We start from the raw sequence: 19,012 nt of genomic DNA, 5'->3' as shown, positions 1-19,012 counted from the left end.
CCGGCCAGATGAGACCGCGCATCCTGACGCTGACGACCGATTTCGGGGCGAACGGGCCCTACGTGGCCTCGATGAAAGGGGTCGTCCTCTCCCGGGTCCCCGACGTGCAATTCGTGGACATCAGCCACGGGATCGGCCCGCAGAACATCCTGGAGGGGGCCTTCGTCCTGGCGTGCGTCGTCGACGCGTTCCCGGTCGGGACGGTCCACCTCGCGGTCATCGACCCGGGGGTGGGCACGCATCGTCGGCTGGTCGCGGCCAAAATGGCCGACCAGTGGTTCGTCCTGCCCGACAACGGCCTGCTCACCTACGTTGCACGGGAACACCCGGTCGAGGAGGTCTTCGAGCTGGAGAATCCCTCGGTGGCCCGGACCCCGGTGTCGAACACCTTCCACGGCCGGGACCTGCTCGCCCCGGCTGCCGCGCACCTGACGCTCGGCCTGCCGGCCGTCGAACTGGGGCCGAAGCGGCACGGGATCGTCCGACTCTCCGCCGCCGAGCCCAGGAGGGAAGACCGGGAGGTCGTCGGCGAGGTCATTTTCCGGGACGCCTTCGGCAACCTGATCACCAACGTCCCCGCCTCCCTGCTGGGCGAGACGCCCCCCGAGGCCTGGGAAGTAGAGCTCGCCGGGCACCGGATCGACGGCCTCACGCGGACCTACGGCCTGCAACCGCCCGGGACGCTCGTCAGCCTCGTCGGCAGCTCGGGATGGCTCGAGGTCTCCCTCGTCAATGGGGACGCGGCCCGCTACCTCGACTGCGGCCCGGGGGCCACGGTCTGGTTCCGGAATAAGTCCTGAGGCCTCAATCATCGCCGCCCGAGGATCCATGAGCTTCCCCCCGATCGACCCCGAGACGCTGCGACGCTGGGACAAGGAGCACCTCTGGCACCCGTTCACGGCACAGGCCGATTGGGCCGCCGGGGAGCCGTTGATCATCGATCGGGCCGAGGGGGCCGAACTGATCGACACGAGGGGACGCCGCTACCTGGACGGCGTCAGCTCGCTCTGGTGCAACGTCCACGGTCATCGGCACCCGACGATCGACGCCGCGATCCGCGAGCAGCTTGACAAGGTGGCCCACACCACCATGCTCGGTCTGAGCCACCCGACGGCCATCGAACTGGCCCGGAAGTTGGTCGAACTCGCCCCCCCGGGGCTCACCCGGGTGTTCTACTCCGACGATGGGGCGACGGCCGTCGAAGTCTCTTTGAAGATGGCATACCAGTATTGGAGGCAGAAGGCGGACCCGGAGCCGGAGCGGTCGATGTTCGTGGCCCTCGGCGGGGCGTATCACGGCGACACGATCGGGGACGTCAGCCTCGGGGGCGTCGATCGGTTCCATGCGATGTTCCGTCCGCTGCTCTTCCCGGTGCTCCGGGCGCCGATCCCCTTCTGCTACCGGTGCCCGCTCGGGTTGGAGCGGACCTCGTGCCTGACCGCCTGCCTTGACGAGGTCGAGCATCTGCTCCGAGCCCATCCGGGCCAGGTGGCAGGGGTGGTGATCGAGCCGATCGTCCAGGGGGCGGCGGGGATGGTGACACATCCGGCAGGGTACCTGGAAGGTCTCCGGCGACTCACCAGGAAGCACGGGACCCTGTTGATCGCCGACGAGGTCGCCGTCGGCTTCGGCCGGACCGGTCGGATGTTCGCCTGCGAGCACGAGGGGGTTTCTCCCGACTTTCTCTGCCTGGCGAAGGGGATCACCGGGGGCTACCTCCCCCTGGCCGCCACGATGACCACCGAGGAGGTCTATTCCGCCTTCTTTGCCACGGCCGCCCAGGGCAAGACGTTCCAGCACGGCCACACTTATGGCGGCAACCCGCTCGGCGCTGCGGCAGCCCTGGCGACTCTCCGCGTCTTCGAGGAAGAGCGGACGCTGGAGCGGATCGGGCCCCTGGCCGACCGGCTGGCCCTGCACCTGGGCCGGTTCTCCTCGCTTCGACACGTCGGCGAGGTCCGCCAGCGGGGGCTGATGGCGGGGATCGAGTTGGTGCTCGACCGGGGATCGAAGGCGGAGTTCCCGTCCCACCAACAGGTCGGCAATCGAGTCTGCCGGATGGCGAGGGAACTGGGCGTGCTGATCCGGCCGCTCGGCGATGTGCTCGTGGTGATGCCCCCGCTGAGCCTAACCGGGTCACAGCTCGACCGGATGATGGACGTGATGCTCCGGTGCGTCGTAGAAGTGACCGAGAGGAATTGAGGCCCCGGGCGGCGATGTCGTATCGCCGGCCGGGAGCCGCCGGGGACGCGATCCAACTTAACTCCCGGGGGAGTAGAATTTCACGCAGACGGGCATCGGGACCTCGGCCTGGTTCCCCGTGGGTTCGAGCATGCCAGTGTCCGGGTCGATCCGGAAGACGACGACGGTGTCCGTCCCCTGATTGGCGGCAAGCAGAAAGCGGCCGGTCGGGTCGATGCCGAAATTGCGCGGGGTCTCGCCTCCGGTGGAGGCATGCCCAATCGGCTCGATCATGCCCGTCTGCTCGTCGATCCGGAAGATGGCCAGGCTGTCATGGCCCCGGTTCGAGCCGTAGAGGAATCGTCCGGCGGGGTGGACGTGGATGTCGGCCGTGGAATTGTTCCCCTCGAACCCCTCGGGCAGGGTCGATCGGGTCTGGGCCTCGGTCAGGATGCCGGTCTCGGGGTCATATCGGAAGGCGGTGACCGTCGAGGCGATCTCGTTGATGGCGAAGGCGAGTCGGCCGTTCGGGTGGAACTCGAAGTGCCTCGGGCCCGCGCCCGGGGCGACCGAGGCCGAAGGTGGTTCGTTCGGCGACAGGGTGCCGGAGTCCGGGTCAAACCGATAGACGAGCAACTGATCGAGGCCGAGGTCGGCCGCGACGGCGAACCGCCCGTTCGCATCGAGGTTGATCGAGTGGGCGTGCGGGCCTTCCTGCCGTCGGGGATTGGGACCAGAGCCCTCGTGCTGCTCGACGTCGCTCGAATCGGCGAGCGAGCCGTCGGCCTCGATCGGCAAGACGGTGACGCTTCCTCCGCTGTAATTGGCGACGAGGACGTTCCTCCCCTGGTCATCGACGATGATATGACACGGCGCGGCCCCCCTGGACGATCGGCGGTTGAGCGGCGAGAGCGATCCGGTCTTCGGGTCGATCCGGAAGGCGCTGACCGACCCGCTCGATTCTCCCTCGTAGTCGCCGACTTCATTGACGGCGTAGAGGAACTGGCCGTCCGGGTGGATCGCCAGGAACGAGGGATTTTCGGTCCTGGCGACCACGCCGAGCGATTCGATCCGGCCCGATTCGGGGTCCATTCGGAGAAGATTGATCCCCTCGCCCTCTGCGCTGGTGTAGGTCCCGACGAAGACGAGACTCATGTCCTCCTCCTGGATCGGGGGCGTCGGGGCGACGTTCCAGGGCAGCACGAGTGTGATCAGCAAGGCGGCCGCGTGACCCATCGGTCGGCTCCTCATCGCGATTGAGTCGATTCGGCCGGGAAGTGGGACGGCCCGGCCCCCGGCGTGTGCCGGACAGCATATCGGCACCGGGATCCCCGAGCGAGGCGTTGCCGATCAGGAAGATGGTCGCGAAGTTTATTCAGTTGTTGGAGATCATCAGTGCAAGCATGGCGAGGACGACCAAGACCGCCAGGACCGAGAAGGCGATTCGGACCAATCGGTCGCCGTCATCCGGCGAACCGTGCGAGGAGGGAAGAGGGGGATACCTCGAGTGTGGCTCGGAGTCGAACTCGGGCTCGGGGTGGAACTCGGCATCGAGTCCGATCTCCGAATCGGACAAGGGGACTTCACCGGAATCATCGTCCTGGATGATCACCGCGGCCCGGGGGAGGATCGGAGGCCTGCTCAACGGGGCGGAGATCTCGGCCCCGCCGAGGTCTCGGAGGGCGCCGAGCGCGGAGAACTGGCTGGGATTGTCGTCGAGCCGGATGTCTTCGTCGTCGAGTTCTGGAGGCGGGGGCCGGAACCTCGGCGCCGAACCGGAAGGAGGGCGGCCCGCGGGCCTCGGACGCTCTGGGTCGGCCCACCGGGCGAGGTCGGCCTGCAACTCGGAAGCGGTTTGCTGCCGGTCCTCGGGCTGCTTGGCCATCGCCTTCCAGATGATCGCGGCGAACGCGGCGGGGACGTCCGGGCAGATTTTCTCGAGGGGATCGGGATCCTCCATCCGATGACGGAAGATTTTGCTGACGATGTCACCACCTTCGAAGGGGGGGCGGCCGGAGAGGGCGAAATAGATCGTGCATCCGATGCTATAGAGGTCGCTACGGCCGTCGGCCTTAGAGGCGTCGGCGAGCTGCTCGGGGCTCGCGTAGTCGAGCGTGCCGACGACGGCGTTCGGGTGCGTGAGGGCCGACTCCTCATGCATCGACTTCGCCAGGCCGAGGTCGAGGAGTTTTGCGTCTCCCTCGGGGGTCACCATCAGGTTCGAGGGCTTGACGTCGCGGTGGACCAGGCCGGCCTGATGGGCGGCGTGCAGGCCGGCCAAGGCCCGGATGAAATAGCGGGCCGCCTCGTCGAACCGGAGCGGGCCGGAACCGCCGTGGATCCCCTTGACCAGGTTATACAAGCTGTCGCCGGGGACGTACTCCATCACCATGTAATGGGCGTCGCCGACCGAGCCGACTTCCAGCGTCCGGGTGAGGTTCGGGTGGCGGACCCTCCGAGATAGTTCCATCTCCCGGTAAAACCGCTTGAGGGCCTGTTCGTCCTCGAGCGCCTTCTTGGGGGGGAGGACCTTGATGGCAACCCGGAGGTTATCCCGCTCGCGACGGGCGAGATAGACCTTTCCCATCCCCCCCTCTCCCAGTCGCTTCATGATCCGGTAGTCGCCGAGGAAGAAGCCCCAGGTCCGTCCGTTCAACAGCTTGTTGGCCTGGTACTTCGTGAGGAGGCCGCGATCGACCAGGGCCCGGGCGAATGGGACGGCGTCGTCGCCGGGCAAGTCGGGGAGGGAGGAACGGACGGCGTCAATCTGGTCGGGTCCGAGCAGCCGGCTCTTGACCACGCAATGGATGAAGGCATTCAGCCGGGGCATGGGCCGGGAAACCTCTCGGGGAAACCCGCCCGTCGGACGGTCGTTCGAGTGAACCGGCCCGCACGGGGGTGGGGCGCCGCGTCGGGTCAGGCTCAACTCCGGCGATCAACCGCTCGGTCGGAGGGAGGCTCGTCCGGCAGGCCGTCGGCAGAGATGATCAGGCAGGTCACGTTGTCCCGGGAGTCGTTGCGCAGGGCGAGCCGCACCAGCTCACGGGCCGCTTGCTGCGGATCGTCGTGTTGCTGCAGCGTCTGGGCCAGCGCCTCGTCCGAGACGACGCCGGTCAGTCCGTCGGAGACGAGCAGGTAGCGGTCTCCTGACCGGAGTTCATCGACCCGGACGTCCTCGGGGCCGTCCCGGGCCTCGGGGCTGCCGAGGTAGAGATAAAGGACGTGCCGGAACTGGTGCCGTTCGGCCTCCTCGGGGCGGATCGTGCCGGCGGAGATCAGGGCGGTGGCGAGGTCGTGGTCGCGGGTCATCCGCTCGAGAGACCCGCCGCGGAGCCGGTAGGCCCGGGAGTCCCCGATGCCGGCGATGGCCACCCGCCCGGGCCTTAGTAGGGCCAGGACGACCGTCGTCCCCATGTTGGAGCACTCGGGGACGACGTGGGCATGGGCGATAATTTCCCGGTTGGCCGAGGCGATGGCCCCCCGGATGGCGGCCGCCTCGTCCTCTCCGCTGCCGAGTCGCTGGGCGACTTCCTTGGGGATGATCTCGACGGCGATCTTGCTGGCCTGCTCGCCCGCGAGCTGACCTCCCATGCCGTCGGCGACGATGAATGGCCCGACGAACTCGGGCCGGGCTGGCGGGGGAGAGGCAGGTCGTCGGTGACCATTGTCGACGGCGCCCGCGGGTTCGGCCGGGGGAGGGAGGGTCCACTCGATCGCCGAGGGGAGGCCCTCCGGCATCACGGCGAGGGTCCCGAGGCCCGGGATGAAGAAGTTGTCCTCGTTATGTTCCCGGTAATTCCCGACCGTCGTGACAGCACCGACCCGGATCCGGAGGCGAACCGGGGGGCCGACTCCGAGCGCGTCCGACCGGCTGCCCGTGCGGCCCCCTGCGGCGGGAACGCTCCCGCTCGCCCTCGAAGGGTTCCAGAGCCGCTTGAGCCAATTATTCCAGGACACCGGACTTCCTTTTCGAACTCGAGTCGACGGGCCGGATCCGACTCGATCCGCCTCCGGGAGGTGGTCAAGCTCCTCCCCGGGGGCGATCGGCCTGCCCGGGGGCGAGGGGGGCCGCCCAGCGGATGAGGTCCTCGACGCCGAACGATCGATAGTTCATGAACAGTTCGCCCGCCTCGAACCCCGCAGTCAGGCCGAAGTAGCGATTCATCATCTCGACGGTCTGGAACAGCCTGGACTTCGTTGGAGGGAACTGCGAGGCATAGGCGCGAATCGCCAAGAGCTTCCGGTCGAGCGTCTCGCTGATGTCCGCGACAATGTACCCCGAGGTTTCCGGCATATCCAGGCGATGCAGCGCGATCGGGAAGCTCAACTGGTTCGTGACCGTGTGCGGCGGAAGCCCGTCGAAGTATTCGTCCCATTTGGAGAGGCGACTGTAGAAAACCGCCGCGTCGGTGATCAGCATCGCCTGGTAGTGGTCTGGCGAGGCGAGGATGGTCTTCCCTCCGAATCCCAGAACCACCCGGGGACGATACCGACGGAACACTCGGGCCAGCGCCACTCGGGCCTCGAAGCTGTCGAAGAGGCGCCGGTTCGGCAGGTTCAACGCAACCCGCACCTCGACCCCAAGGATCTTCGCCGCCTGATCCGCCTCCTTCGCTCGATTATCCGGCCCGACCGAGCCGGGGGTCGGCTCGCCGTCGGTCAGGTCGACCATCCCGACCCGGTAACCGAGATCGGCGAGCCGGGCGAGGGTGCCGCCGCAGGCGATCTCCAAGTCATCGGGATGCGCACCGACGGCGATCAGATCCAGTGGGCGATCAGCCGACTCGCTCATGTGTATGGTCCGACCGGACGGAACATTTGGCATCTCGAATAGGGAAACTATACCAGCGGCCCGACGCAAGGTCAACTGAAATCAATCATTACGGCCGAATGCGTCGAGCGAAAGTCCCTGCCATCGTCACCCCGTCGCCCTGCAATCGGCCGGCGACCCGGCACGTAAAGGCCGATCGCGGGCGGGCCCCGGTCTCAATACGGTCTGGGCAAGTACGTAAGCCGTGAGGGACGCAATCGGTCGGCGAGGCACTTGAAAAACCGGAGTCTCCGTACACACCCTATTCAGGAGAGTCAGTCAGGATCAATCGCACCGCCCCAGGACGACACCAATGTTCTCGCCCTTGCTCGCCCAGCAGCCCGAGGGGAATAGCCTGTTCGTACTGCTGGTCTTCCTCGTCCTGTTCATCTCGATCATCAGTCTGTTCGCGTTCATCCTCTTCGCGAAGTATTTCAATCTCTGGATCCAGTCGAAGACGACCAACGCGAATATCGGCCTGATCGAATTAATCGGGATGACCTTCCGCAAGGTCAACCCGAACATCATCGTGCGGTCGAAGATCATGGCCGTTCAAGCGGGGCTGACCGATCGAGAGGGCGTGACCCGGCAGAATCTCGAGGCCCATTACCTGGCCGGCGGCAACGTGCCGAACGTGATCCGTGCCCTGATCGCGGCGCAACGAGCCGACATCCCCCTGACGTATAAGCGTGCCGCCGCGATCGACCTGGCCGGCCGAAACGTCTTGGAAGCGATCCAGACGAGCGTCAACCCGAAGGTGATCGATTGCCCCGACCCGGCCAAGGGTAGGCAGACTGTCGACGCCGTGGCCAAGGATGGCATCCAACTCAAGGCCAAGGCCAGGGTGACCGTCCGGACGAACATCGATCGGCTGGTCGGAGGGGCCACGGAGGAGACCATCATCGCCCGGGTGGGAGAGGGGATCGTCACCACCATCGGCTCGGCCGAGTCGCACAAGATCGTGCTGGAAAACCCGGACATGATCTCCAAGCGGGTCCTGGAGAAGGGGCTCGACGCCGGCACTGCGTTTGAAATCCTCTCGATCGACATCGCCGACATCGACGTCGGGGACAACATCGGTGCCCGGCTCCAGGCCGACCAGGCCGAAGCCGACATGCGCGTCGCTCGCGCCAAGGCGGAGGAGCGCCGGGCCGCCGCGATTGCCTCAGAGCAGGAGAATCTCGCATCGGTCCAGCAAAATCGGGCGAAGGTCGTGCTCGCCGAGGCCGAGGTCCCGCTGGCGATCTCCGAAGCCTTCCGCAAGGGGCAACTCGGGATCAGCGATTACTATTCCCTTCGGAACTTGCAGGCCGATACCGAGATGCGATCGTCGATCGCCGGCGGTACGAGCAATGCCCGCCGGAACATCGACTCCGTGAACGGGTAAGGCTGCAGCCGGGGGCGATCTTCCGTTGCCCATTCCCCCCAGGCGATCCTCCGGCTCGTCCGCCCCCTCTGGGAGTTGTTCTTCCGATTCGAGGGGATATAGTGGATGTCAACGAGGCTCCCCGGGGGCGTACAGCCGTGAAGATTACCCTGGTCCCGTCCACCGTCTCAGGAGTCGTTGGAGACCCGATGCAATTCGGGACCTCCTACATCATCAACGACACGCTCGCGATCGACGCCGGGACGCTGGGCTATTACCGGGGGCCTGACGAACAGAGCAAAATTAAAAATGTCCTCATCTCTCATTCCCACGCCGACCACATCGCTTCGCTCCCGGTCTTCGTGGAGAATACCTTCGAGGAAACGGCCGATTGTGTCCGGATTTTCGGCAACAAGCATGTCCTCGAATGCCTCCGAATGGATGTCTTCAATGACCGGTTCTGGCCCGACTTCGAGACACTATCGAAGGGGCCGATGCATGATACTCCCCTGCTCGATCTCGTCGAGATCGAGGCCGGACAGACCCTGATTTTCGACGGCGTCGAGGTCCTCACAGTCGCGGTGAATCACCTCGTCCCGACGCTCGGATTCGTCGTCAAGGAAGGGGAGAAGGTCGTCGTCATCCCGTCCGATACCGGGCCGACCGAGGAGATCTGGAGGCGAATCGATGCCTTGCCCCGGTTGGATGCCGTGTTCCTCGAGGTTTGCTTCCCCGATCGCCTGATCGGGCTCGCCAACTCGGCCAGGCACCTCGTCCCTTCCACCTTCAAGACCGAAGTTCTCAAGGTCAATTCCGATCGGATTCGCTGCCCGTTCTTCGCGGTTCACATCAAGGCCCGCTACCGCGATCGCATTCTCCAGGAACTGAGGGATCATTCGATCCCCGGGCTCCGGATCGCTCGCTTCGGCGTCCCCTACGTCTTCTGATCGATTGGCGATGGTCGGGAGCGGAGCGACCCCTTGCCGGTGATACTCGCCGGATCCGTTTCTCACGCATAGCCCTGACAACCGTACTCCTCCTAGGAATCCTGGTCCTCGTCACACCCAGGCTCATTCCTACGAGCCAGGGGACCTCGCCTCGGATCGAGACCAGGTGAATTCGCCGATTTGACGATGATCATTCCAATGGTCCCCCCGAACGATTCTGGACCGATCATCGAACTGCCGGAGGCGATTCCATGTCGCATCCAGGACCCCGGTTCTCCCGGGCTTCGACGCACCTGATTGCCGGACTTTGTCTCGTCGTCCCGTGGTCGGTCGTCTGCCAGGCCGAGGAAGTTCTCCTGCCAAGCAGGGGTGGGACTGAGACACCAACCAAGACCCCAATCCGCTTCCTCGGGACCTCATCCTGCAGCGCGAACGCGTGCCACAATCGCGGGAATTCCCGAGGCGTTGCCGAACTCGACCTTTACGAGCCCCGACCCGGCTGGGAATTCATGTACTGGCAACGATTCGACCCGCACGCCCGGGCTTACGCCACCCTGGAGTCGAAACATTCGCGCAGCATCATGCGAAACTTGCGAAGGCCTGCTTCTTCCGGCCAAGTCAAGGGCGAACGTGACGAACTCTGCCTGAGCTGCCACGTCCGTCAGGACTACGACATCGTCGCACAAGGTCGGGGGTTCTCGCCTAGTGACGGAGTCGGATGCGAGAGCTGCCATGGAGCCTCGCAGTTCTGGGGTACCTCCCATTACCAGGTGGGATGGGACGGATTACGCGTCGAGCAGAAGGCGTCGATCGGTTTTTCTCCACTAGACTCCCTGGCCGACGAGGCACGCTCCTGCATGCCCTGCCACGTCGGCTCCGCCTCGGAGGATTCGAATCACGATCTCGTCGACGTTAATCACGACTTGATTGCTGCGGGACATCCCCGATTGAATTTCGAGTTCGCGTCCTATTATGCGATGTATCCGAAGCATTGGAGCGATCGGGGAGATTGGAATGCCGAGGCGACACACGAGGCGAAGGCCTGGATTGTCGGTCAGTTGGCAGGAGCTGGGGCCTCGCTCCGCCTCCTGAAGGCCCGAGCAGGGCGTTCGGACACGCCGACGATCAACTCGATTCCGCGAGCCCTAAGGAGTTCGTCCGACCTCGGTCCTCAAATCGGACCCTGGCCCGAGTTCGCTGAGTACAATTGCTATGCGTGTCATCACGACCTCCAGGGGGGGGCCCCGCTCCCGAGGGGGAGTTCCAGTGCGGAGTCCGGCCAGATCTCCTGGGGCAACTGGTACACCGCCATGCCGACTGCCATCGCCCAGGAATTTCCCCCCCCCGGTCGAGACTGGCCCGGATTATTGTCCTCGATCGAGCATGAAATGAACCAGCCGTTGCCGGATGCCGACCTTGTCGTTGAGTTGACGGACGAGTCGATCGAGGTGATCGAGACGTGGCTGGATGACATACAAGGAAAATCGCTCGATCTCAAGACCATAGATCGACTCGTCGCTGCGGTGATCGACCACCTGCTAACCTCGCCGAATCCAAGCTGGGACCGCAACGCTCAGGCCTATCTCGCATCGGTGACGCTCGTCGCGGCTCAAGCAGATCTCGAACCGAATCGGAAGGATCCTCAGACGTTCGATAATCTCGAAGCTGTATTCGATCGGCTCAGATTCCGGGAAGGTTCGAGCAGCCCACCGTTCGGGCGGTTCGAAGAGCTGAATGAGGTCTTTTCCGCGATCCGTAACCGGGCGATAACCGGGGAACAACCCAGGGCCAGCGCACACTAACATGTTAACGCAGCAATGACTTCCATCAGAAACGTGTCGCTCCAGCCGCAGCCGCGGCGCTTCATGGCCAGGCTCTGTCGCCGGTCGGGGTGCTGCTTGAGGAGCGACAATGTGAAGCGATACAGCCAGGTGATGTTCGCCCCCAGCACCCGCTGGCGGACCCGCGAGTCATCCTCCCGGAACGTCACGTCGAGCGACCAATGGCACGCGTTCTCCACGGACCAGTGGCCCCGCACCGCGCGGGCGAACTGCTCCGCGTCCACCGGCAGGCTGATGAGGTAGTAGCGAATCTCAATGCTCTCTTCGCCTCCCTTCACCCGCCGCGACGTCACGACGCCGACCGACCTCAGCCCCTTCCACTCCGCCCGGCCGGGCAGGGCCGCCGGCGCTGGCAGGTGCAGGTAGGTCCGGTGCTCCTCGCGACCGTGCCCGCGCTCGCTCGTCGTCAGCTCCTCGGCCCCCTTGAGATCCCCCTCCAGCTGTTCGTCGATGTGCTCGATGACCGCCCGATGCAGCGCCTCGTGGTTCCCCTTCAGGGCCAACACGTAGTCGGCCTTGCCGCGGACTACCTCCTCGGCGATCACCTTCTGCGCCCCCATCGCGTCGATCGTCACTACCCCGCCGCGGACGTCGATCCGCCTCAGCAGCTCGGGGATGGCCGTGATCTCGTTCGACTTCTCGCCGCACACCTCCTGTCCCAGCGCCAGGCCGTACTCGCCGGCCCAGGCGGTGACGATGTGCAGCGGGCCGAGGCCCTCCTTCGCGTCGCGGCTGCGGCGGGCCGTCTTGCCGTCGATGGCGACGACCGGCCGATCGACGCCGGTCGTGGCGATGGCCTCGTCGCGGAGGCGGGCGATCCAGGCGTTGAAGGCGGCCTCGAAGGCCGCGGGCTTGAGCGTCATCAGGATGCGGCGGAGGACATCCTTGCCGGGGATGCCGCGCGGCAGGTCGAGGAGGTCCATCAGGAGCCCCTCTTTGAGCTTCGCCCAGCGGGCGATGGCGGTGGGCCCGGCGGCGCCGGCGAGGACGGCCAAGACAGCGATGACCAGGACGCTGGGCAGCGGATGCCGGCGGTTGATGTGGGAGCGGGGATCTTCCAGCATCGCGAACGATGCCACGATCTCGTCGAGCTTGCTGCGGGTGCCCGCCATCGCCGACCTCCGGCCACCGGGTCTGGTTCACGACACGGTGGACGGTATACCCGGGCAGCGGGGCGGGCGCAAGGCCGCAGAGCTTGCCGGATTGTTATAGAAGTGCGCGCTGGCCCTGGGGAACAACCATGAAATGCGCGATTCGAGCGCGCCTGGGGCTGGCGGTCGCCTCGATCGTCTCCCTGAGCCCCCCGGGGAACGCCCTGGCTCAGGAGGCCTCATCCCGATCGGATCAATTTATGAGGATCGAAGGCACATACTATGGTGCCAATTCATGCTTCCAATGCCACAAGCAGCCAACACGATTGAATTATAATCGGGGGGACCTCGACTGGTGCCTCCTGACTGAGTACTCGACGTGGAGAACGGTCGACAAACATTCGATGGCCTATGCGGTCCTTGAAGGACCTCGTGGCGAGGGGATTGGGGCCAAACTGAGGGTGGAGGTGACCCGGCCAGAGTCCGGTTGCCTCTCTTGCCATGCGCAAAATTTCCCCACGCAACAACTCGGGCCGGATTTCAGCCACACGGATGGGGTGAACTGCGAGGTATGCCACGGGCCTTCGGGTGGTACCGACGGTGGATGGTTTGGCCCACATCAGACCTCCGATTGGAGACGGAGGACTCCCGAGGAGAAGGCTGAACTCGGCCTCTGGAATCTCCGAGACCCTGAATTCCAGGCGCAGCTCTATCTGTCGTGCCACGTCGGGAACGCGGAACTCGGTCGAGTCGTCTCCCATCCGATGTATGCCGCAGGTCACCCGCCGCTGCCGAGTATTGATGTCGCCCGGTTCGTCAAGAACCTGCCACAGCACTGGCGTGACAAGGACGACGTCCCGTGGTGGCGAGACGCCCCAGAAGCGATCCGTCAGGCCAATGGCATCGAGGAGGCCAAGCGTTACGGGGCAGAGCTCTCGATGGTCGGGAATGTCGTCGCCCTCCGGGAATCGATGAATTTGCTCGCCGACCGGGCCGACCTGAGCAACACGGCACCGATGACTCTCTCTGCCTGGCCTGAGATCGCCTTGAACGAGAGCATCCGGAACAATCCGCGCTTTGAGAATGCCGAGGAGTATCCGAAGTTAGCACTCACTCGGTGGCCAGAGATAGCATTGACACATTCAGACTGCCTCGCATGCCACCATGACCTCCGCTATCCGGGATGGCGACAGCGTCGAGGATTCGCCTTCGCCCCTGGACGACCCATGCCAAGGACCTTTCCCATCGCGCTAATCGAACTGAATATCGATCAGTTTGGCGATGAGGTAGATCGAGATAAATTCCATGACCGACTTTGCACGTTAAACGAGGCATTCAGTTCACGCCCATTTGGCAGGCCGGATGAGGTTCGAGACGCAGCAAGGGGTCTCGCCGGATGGGCTGACTCATTCAACGAGCGTCGCATGAGCAAGGCCTCCTTCGATCAGGACTCGGTGGAGAGATTGCTCCGTCGACTCTGCGAGTTGAACCAGGACTCGATACTCGACTACGACACCGCCCGCCAGGTTGCCTCGGCCCTCCAAATTATCTATCGGGATTGGGATGATGGACGCGATGAGCAAGCCTCTACGCATGATCAGATCGAAAAGATCCTCATGTCCTGGGATGTAGGATTGAACCTTGGTCGATATCCAGGGTCCGATGCCCGTGATGCGCTCTCGCACATGATCCTTCGGAATCTGGCAATGGATGAGGAACTGGGGGGATTCGGAGATTGGTTGCCCGTGACACTCGATTACTCAAAAGCACCGGAAAGCTACTGGGAAGCCTCCCGGCAGAATCCGATCCTGATGGCATTCGGTCCGCTGCTTGACCCCAATCAACTAAGAGACGCGTATATGTCGGATGGATTCAAGGAATCTCTCCAACACATCAACAATGAAGGGCTCAAGATAACGTTGAGTACTGCGAACACTTATGATCCATACCAGTTCCGCGAGGAAATTCGCTCGTTGATGATCCTCATTCCATAGGGATCATCGGATTGATCAAGCATTGGGTCCAACCCATCATCATTCTTTGGAGTCGAACGAGAATATAATCGAGTGACCGTGTATGCATAATTAAATGTTCATTTCTTGGAACGGGGCTTGGACAAGTCCCGCGGGAATCGAGGACGAGGTTGTCCAAAATCGATGGGGTCGTCGGTCAGCATGTACAGCAGCTCGTTGCGCAGGTAGAGTCGACGTTGCTCGTCCAGTTCGAGTGGCCGGGCGCCGATTCGGCCGAATACCGAGAGTTGATTGCCGCTCTCGTCGACGGCCCTGTCCCGATCCAAAGTGTCGTTGATCACCAGGGCATGTCCCCCCTCGGTCAATTCATGAGTGGCGATTAACTGAGGAGTCGGCCTCGGGCTGAAACCGTCATTCCCTGGAGTCTTCGGCGAGGTCAGCTGGACCACTCGAAGACCGTTCTCTCCATCGGCGAGGTACGCGAACAGACTGTTGTATGTAATTGCGATCTTAACGTCGCGCAGGTCATCAATTTCACCCTCTGCATCAAAAATTTGATCGATGAAGAGCTGTCGAGGCCGTTCGATATCGACTATGACTAATCCCTGTTTTCCGGCAGCGACATAGGCGTATGTCCGAACGAGGAATATTTTATATGCCTCAGCGACCGGCAAAACGCTGATAAGAGTCGGCCGGGTCGGGACCGTGAGGTCGAAGGTCTTTATCCCGTCCTCATCGCAGGCGAAGCCGTATCGAAACTGGGCCTGGAAGTCGGTCGGTCGCTTTACCACATCCGCTCCGAGGACGGTGACGACCCTCGGTTGCAGCGGATTGGCGAAATCGACGATCGCGATCCCCGTATCGCAGCATACGTAAGAAGCCCTGACAAAACCGTGTGGCATGGAGTTTGCGCCCTGGTGCTGTTTTCCTCCGAACCGAAGGAGACACCACCATGGCGAGCGCCCACATGCCGGACGAGTTCTTCGATCTGGTTGCCCACCACCTGCCGCCGGAACCGGCCATCGGCCCCTACGGCGGGCGTCCGCCGATCGGGCACCGGGTCGCCCTGCGTGTCATCTGGTTCGTCCTGGCCACCGGCAATCGCTGGGAGGATGTCCCGCAGGAACTCGGCTGCTCAGGTCGCACCGCCCATCGCCGGCTGCGGGCCTGGGAGGAGGCCGGCATCTGGGACCGCCTCCATGCCGACCTGCTGAGGCTGCTCCGCAAGGCTGGCAAGCTGGAGACCGACACGGTGGTCGTCGACGGCGTGACGGTGCGGGCCTCCGGCGGCGGCGAGGCGACCGGCCCGAGCCCCGTCGACCGCAGCAGGAAGGGCACGAAGCACACGGTGATGGTCAGTCGCACCGGAGTGCCGCTGGCGATCCGCACCGCCGGGGCCAACGAGAGCGACCACCGCCAGATCATCCCGCTGGTGCTCGACTTCCCGAGCGTCGCCGGCAAACCGGGCAGGCCGAAGCAGTTGCCGGATGACCTGTATGCCGACCGGGGCTACGACAGCGAGGGGACGAGGGCGTTACTGCGTTGGATGGGCATCGAGCCGCACATCGCCAAGCGTCGGACACCGCACGGCAGCGGGCTGGGCAAGGTCCGCTGGGTGGTGGAGCGGACGATCGGCTGGATCAAGGGCCTGCGGCGGATGCGGGTGCGGTACGACCGGCTGGGGGTGATCCAGGACGCCTGGACGACCCTGGCGGCCTGTGTCATCTGCTTCCGTATCCTCCACCAGGATGTGATGTGATTCACCCGGTTTTGTCAGGGCTTCTAATACTACTCCGTTAGTTGCTCGGGAGGTGGGTCGACGAGTCCCCGGCAGTAGGGGCAGTCGTGCCGGCAGATCGGGGCCAGCAGGCGTTGCAGGGCCCGGCGGATCGACGGCAGCGTGATCACCGGACCTCGGCGCCCCCCCTTTTGCCCGGCCGGGGTCGACCCCGGCGGGCTCGCCGCTGCTCGAGTGCCAGGAAGCCGTAGGCCAGCATCACCAGGCAGGCGTGGTGGTGGAACCCGCGCCAGGAGCGGCCCTCGAAGTGGTCCAGCCCGAGTTCCTCCTTCATCTGCTGGTAGCCCTGCTCCACCGGCCAGCGGCTCCGCCACAGCCGCACTGCCCGCAGGCGGCTGGTGCCCGCCGGCAGGTCGCTGAAGGCGTACTTGAGCTTGCCGTCGGCCTGCTCCTCGATCAGCAGCCAGAGCGGCTCCTCGCCGGCACAGTCGCCGGTGGCCCAGCCGTGCCCCGGCCAGACCCGCAGCCAGGCGAAGCGGCCCGACATCGGGCCCTACGTCCCTTCGCGCCAGGTGACCTTCCGCCGCGGCGTCCGCGAGGCCAGCTCCCTCAGGCTGACCGGCCGGGGGGATCCCTCGGCCAGGCGGGGCCGCTTCTGCGGGCGGCCGCCCGTCGCGGCCGTCGGCTCGATCCACCGGGGCTCCTCGGTGAAGACCACCAACTCGTCGGTGACGCCGACGATATAGTGCAGGCCACGCTCGGCCAGGCCGGCGCGGGACGGCCCGGAGACGCCGTAGCCGGCGTCGGCCAGCACCAGCTGCCCCGGCAGCCCCTCGCCACGGACCCGGTCCAGCAGCTCCAAGGCGATCTGCCCCTTGGTCAGCATCCGCCGCTCCGGCTCGGGCACGCCCGCCCGGTCGAGGCGCGCCTCGTCCCCCAGCCAGCTCTCCGGCAGGTACAGCCGCAGGTCGAGCGGGCAGTGCCCCTTCGGGCTGACGTAGTGCACCGAGACGGCGCACTGGCAGTTGGCCTTCTTGCCCAGCGCGCCGCAGTGCTGACGCTGCACCCCGACGGAGTGCTTGCCCTGCTTGGGGAAGGTCGTGTCGTCGATGACGAAGATGCCGGCCGGGTCGGCGAAGCACTCGGCCATGACGGCCCTGTAGCGCTTCCAGGCCGCCTGCTCGTCCCAGGGGCTCTGGCTGACGAACTGCTGCAGCGCCTGCTCGGGGTCCTTGACGGCCAGCTCGGGCGGCAGGGGGACGCGTCGGGAGAGCGGCTCGATGCTCTTGCGCTCGCCGTCGGTGATCAGGCCGCGGAGATAGACCGGGCACCAGCGGGCGGGCCGATCGAGGGCGAAGGCGTCGCGGAAGCGGGCGGCGTAGGCGTCGAGGCGTGAGAGGGCCTCGGGGTCGAGTTCGGGGGTGTAGGTCTTGCTCATACCACCTGGTACGAACAAGACCCCGGGGCTGGTTCGTAGTGGCTAACGGAGTAGTACTAAGCGTAAGTGCCAAAAAAAGTAATTTTTCGTGTGCCACAGAGGATGCCGTTGGGATTATATGTCAGTTCCCGCTTGAGGAAATTATTCAGGGGATTGCCATCGAGCAGGGACGAGGCACCGACGACAATGATCCCTTCATACTTGTCGCCAACGTAGAGATAGCCATATGTCGCAGAAATTGATGGCTCTCGATTTTCGGGGAAGTGGTGTCGGGTCGGGTCCGGTGCGAGAGTCGTCGGGGCGGTCACGCATGTGGCGTACTCGGTCCGGACGAAGAATCGCTGGCCGAGAGGTGAGAACGGGGCGGTGAGGATTCGCTCCGCGAATCCCTTGTTGTCGATGAACGCAATGTCGAAGATTCGAAGCCCGTTCGACCCGCAAGCGGCGTAAAGAAATTCTCCCCGTGCCTGAAGGTCGAGCACTTCAGGTCGAGCATGCCTGGGATCGAGGTTTTCGCCGACGTCCCGTCCAGGGTGCTCGTGTGCGACAACGAGTTTTCGGCTCTCATCGAGGTGGTCCTTGTACCGATCGGGGTAGACGATCTCATGCATCGTGCTGCCGATGACGGTCTGGGGCTCGTCCCGCTCGGTAACCTCGATCGCGAAGAGACCGTGAACTCCGGCGGCCACCCAGGCGTAACGACCCATGAAGTTCATAAAATTGGTGCCCTGCATGAGGAGCTGCGCCATTATCGCGTTATTATCATCGTTTCGAGATACGTGACAATCTGTGCATTGCTTTGTCTCTCCCCGACCGGGAAGGTAGTTGGCCGGGTTCAGGGGACGGCCAGTGGCCGGGTCGATCGGCGGTCCTCCCCGAACAGTGTGCGGGACGTTCGTGCTGAATGCGATTCCGCTGAGCCCCTCCGAGGAGATGGTCTGCTGCTGAATATAGATCGCCTCTCGTTGCGCATTGTACGAAGTCACATGGATTGCACATGAAGAGCGGGACGGATTGATTCGATTCCCGGTAACGTCTCCGTCTCGGGCTAGCATGAATGTGTCGTCCCGGAGCGTCTGCCAATTGTACGAAACGTAATTCCGCGATACATCGCCCGCGTTGTGCAACTCGGGCATTTTCATGTTGGCACGTTGAGGCAGGTGGCAGCCGTAGCAACTTGGGTTCCAGGACGAATGGCATGCCTGGCAACTCATGTTGGCGCTCGAATGAGGGCACGCGTCCTCGTCATTCCCCGGGAGATCACCCCAGACAATCCGGTTTTCCTCGAAGCGGACGGTCTTCGAGAGATGGGATTTCTGGTTGTAATCGCGATTGCCGGGGGTTGTCGTGTCGGCAGTCTGGACGACCCGCCAACTCAAACCTGGTTCGACCATCGAGTTCTGATGAAGCTGATCCTCGATGATCTCGAAACGAGGCTTCCCGAATGGCGTCCGGAGCGATTTCAGGTCCATCCCTCCCTCGGGCGAGGCAGGGCCCGAGGTCATGAGAGTCGCATATCGGTTGGAGGTTCCATGGCAGTCGATACACTGAATCTCGATCGCGTCGCGAACCTCACCATAGAGTTTCCCGTTTCCGTGGGCACTAATTTGGAAATGACAGTCAACGC

Annotated in this window: 16 protein-coding genes; 7 read left to right on the top strand and 9 right to left on the bottom strand. The window is 64.1% G+C overall.

The genetic code is table 11. From position 1 onward, the window contains the following. Window positions 1-8 precede the first annotated feature (8 nt). A complete protein-coding gene (locus tag ElP_RS25055; RefSeq protein ID WP_145274649.1) occupies window positions 9-800 on the top strand; it encodes an SAM hydrolase/SAM-dependent halogenase family protein in 792 nt (263 codons plus the stop codon). Between the two features lie 28 nt (window positions 801-828). Next, the gene (gene bioA / locus ElP_RS25050; RefSeq protein WP_145274646.1) at window positions 829-2,202 is read left to right on the top strand and encodes an adenosylmethionine--8-amino-7-oxononanoate transaminase; all 1,374 of its coding nucleotides are present in this window, start codon (window positions 829-831) and stop codon (window positions 2,200-2,202) included. Between the two features lie 57 nt (window positions 2,203-2,259). On the opposite strand, the gene ElP_RS25045 is transcribed toward bioA, so the two are convergent. From ElP_RS25045 to ElP_RS25030, 4 genes are all read right to left on the bottom strand, one after another. Beyond that, window positions 2,260-3,417 carry a lactonase family protein gene (locus ElP_RS25045; protein WP_145274643.1) on the bottom strand — a complete coding sequence of 386 codons (1,158 nt, stop codon included), beginning with the start codon at window positions 3,415-3,417 and terminating at the stop codon, window positions 2,260-2,262. Window positions 3,418-3,556: 139 nt separating this feature from the next. Beyond that, a complete protein-coding gene (locus ElP_RS25040) occupies window positions 3,557-5,011 on the bottom strand; it encodes a serine/threonine-protein kinase (protein ID WP_145274640.1) in 1,455 nt (484 codons plus the stop codon). A 92-nt stretch (window positions 5,012-5,103) separates the two neighbouring features. Then, window positions 5,104-6,138 carry a PP2C family protein-serine/threonine phosphatase gene (locus ElP_RS25035; RefSeq protein WP_145274637.1) on the bottom strand — a complete coding sequence of 345 codons (1,035 nt, stop codon included), beginning with the start codon at window positions 6,136-6,138 and terminating at the stop codon, window positions 5,104-5,106. Window positions 6,139-6,202: 64 nt separating this feature from the next. Further along, window positions 6,203-6,973, bottom strand: a complete 771-nt coding sequence (locus ElP_RS25030; protein WP_145274634.1) for a PIG-L family deacetylase — start codon at window positions 6,971-6,973, stop codon at window positions 6,203-6,205. Window positions 6,974-7,304: 331 nt separating this feature from the next. On the opposite strand from ElP_RS25030, the gene floA reads away from it, so the two are divergent. The 3 genes from floA to ElP_RS25015 all read left to right on the top strand — a co-directional run bounded on the left by floA (window position 7,305) and on the right by ElP_RS25015 (window position 11,106). Further along, window positions 7,305-8,378 carry a flotillin-like protein FloA gene (gene floA / locus ElP_RS25025; RefSeq protein WP_145274631.1) on the top strand — a complete coding sequence of 358 codons (1,074 nt, stop codon included), beginning with the start codon at window positions 7,305-7,307 and terminating at the stop codon, window positions 8,376-8,378. A 188-nt stretch (window positions 8,379-8,566) separates the two neighbouring features. Continuing rightward, a complete protein-coding gene (locus ElP_RS25020) occupies window positions 8,567-9,304 on the top strand; it encodes an MBL fold metallo-hydrolase (RefSeq protein ID WP_145274629.1) in 738 nt (245 codons plus the stop codon). Between the two features lie 509 nt (window positions 9,305-9,813). Further along, window positions 9,814-11,106 carry a multiheme c-type cytochrome gene (locus ElP_RS25015; protein ID WP_197446353.1) on the top strand — a complete coding sequence of 431 codons (1,293 nt, stop codon included), beginning with the start codon at window positions 9,814-9,816 and terminating at the stop codon, window positions 11,104-11,106. Here the strand turns inward: ElP_RS25015 and ElP_RS25010 are convergent. Continuing rightward, the gene (locus ElP_RS25010; RefSeq protein ID WP_145274623.1) at window positions 11,103-12,257 is read right to left on the bottom strand and encodes an ISAs1 family transposase; all 1,155 of its coding nucleotides are present in this window, start codon (window positions 12,255-12,257) and stop codon (window positions 11,103-11,105) included. The genes ElP_RS25015 and ElP_RS25010 overlap by 4 nt on opposite strands. Between ElP_RS25010 and ElP_RS25005 the strand changes: the two genes are divergently transcribed. After that, a complete protein-coding gene (locus tag ElP_RS25005) occupies window positions 12,218-14,230 on the top strand; it encodes a multiheme c-type cytochrome (protein WP_145274621.1) in 2,013 nt (670 codons plus the stop codon). The two genes, ElP_RS25010 and ElP_RS25005, sit on opposite strands and share 40 nt — an antisense overlap. A gap of 98 nt (window positions 14,231-14,328) precedes the next feature. On the opposite strand, the gene ElP_RS25000 is transcribed toward ElP_RS25005, so the two are convergent. Next, entirely contained in the window at window positions 14,329-15,111 is a 783-nt protein-coding gene (locus ElP_RS25000) for an LVIVD repeat-containing protein (protein ID WP_145274618.1), read from the bottom strand. 50 nt (window positions 15,112-15,161) lie between these two features. On the opposite strand from ElP_RS25000, the gene ElP_RS24995 reads away from it, so the two are divergent. Beyond that, entirely contained in the window at window positions 15,162-15,968 is an 807-nt protein-coding gene (locus tag ElP_RS24995; protein ID WP_145269653.1) for an IS5 family transposase, read from the top strand. A 145-nt stretch (window positions 15,969-16,113) separates the two neighbouring features. Here ElP_RS24995 and ElP_RS24990 read toward each other — a convergent pair whose 3' ends face one another. From ElP_RS24990 to ElP_RS24980, 3 genes are read right to left on the bottom strand one after another with little or no spacing between them, the layout of a single operon-like run. Continuing rightward, window positions 16,114-16,494, bottom strand: coding sequence for a transposase (locus ElP_RS24990; RefSeq protein ID WP_145274615.1), 381 nt, complete (start codon window positions 16,492-16,494; stop codon window positions 16,114-16,116). Window positions 16,495-16,500: 6 nt separating this feature from the next. Then, window positions 16,501-17,385: an IS701 family transposase gene (locus ElP_RS24985; RefSeq protein WP_145274612.1), complete on the bottom strand. Its 885-nt coding sequence runs from the start codon at window positions 17,383-17,385 to the stop codon at window positions 16,501-16,503. Window positions 17,386-17,441: 56 nt separating this feature from the next. Next, window positions 17,442-18,857: an LVIVD repeat-containing protein gene (locus tag ElP_RS24980; protein ID WP_197446351.1), complete on the bottom strand. Its 1,416-nt coding sequence runs from the start codon at window positions 18,855-18,857 to the stop codon at window positions 17,442-17,444. Between the last annotated feature and the right edge of the window lie 155 nt (window positions 18,858-19,012).

It is taken from the genome of Tautonia plasticadhaerens, from assembly GCF_007752535.1.
Classification (GTDB): domain Bacteria; phylum Planctomycetota; class Planctomycetia; order Isosphaerales; family Isosphaeraceae; genus Tautonia; species Tautonia plasticadhaerens.
The sequence above is the reverse complement of the archived record's forward strand: the minus strand, read 5'-3'. Positions and strand labels throughout refer to the sequence as shown.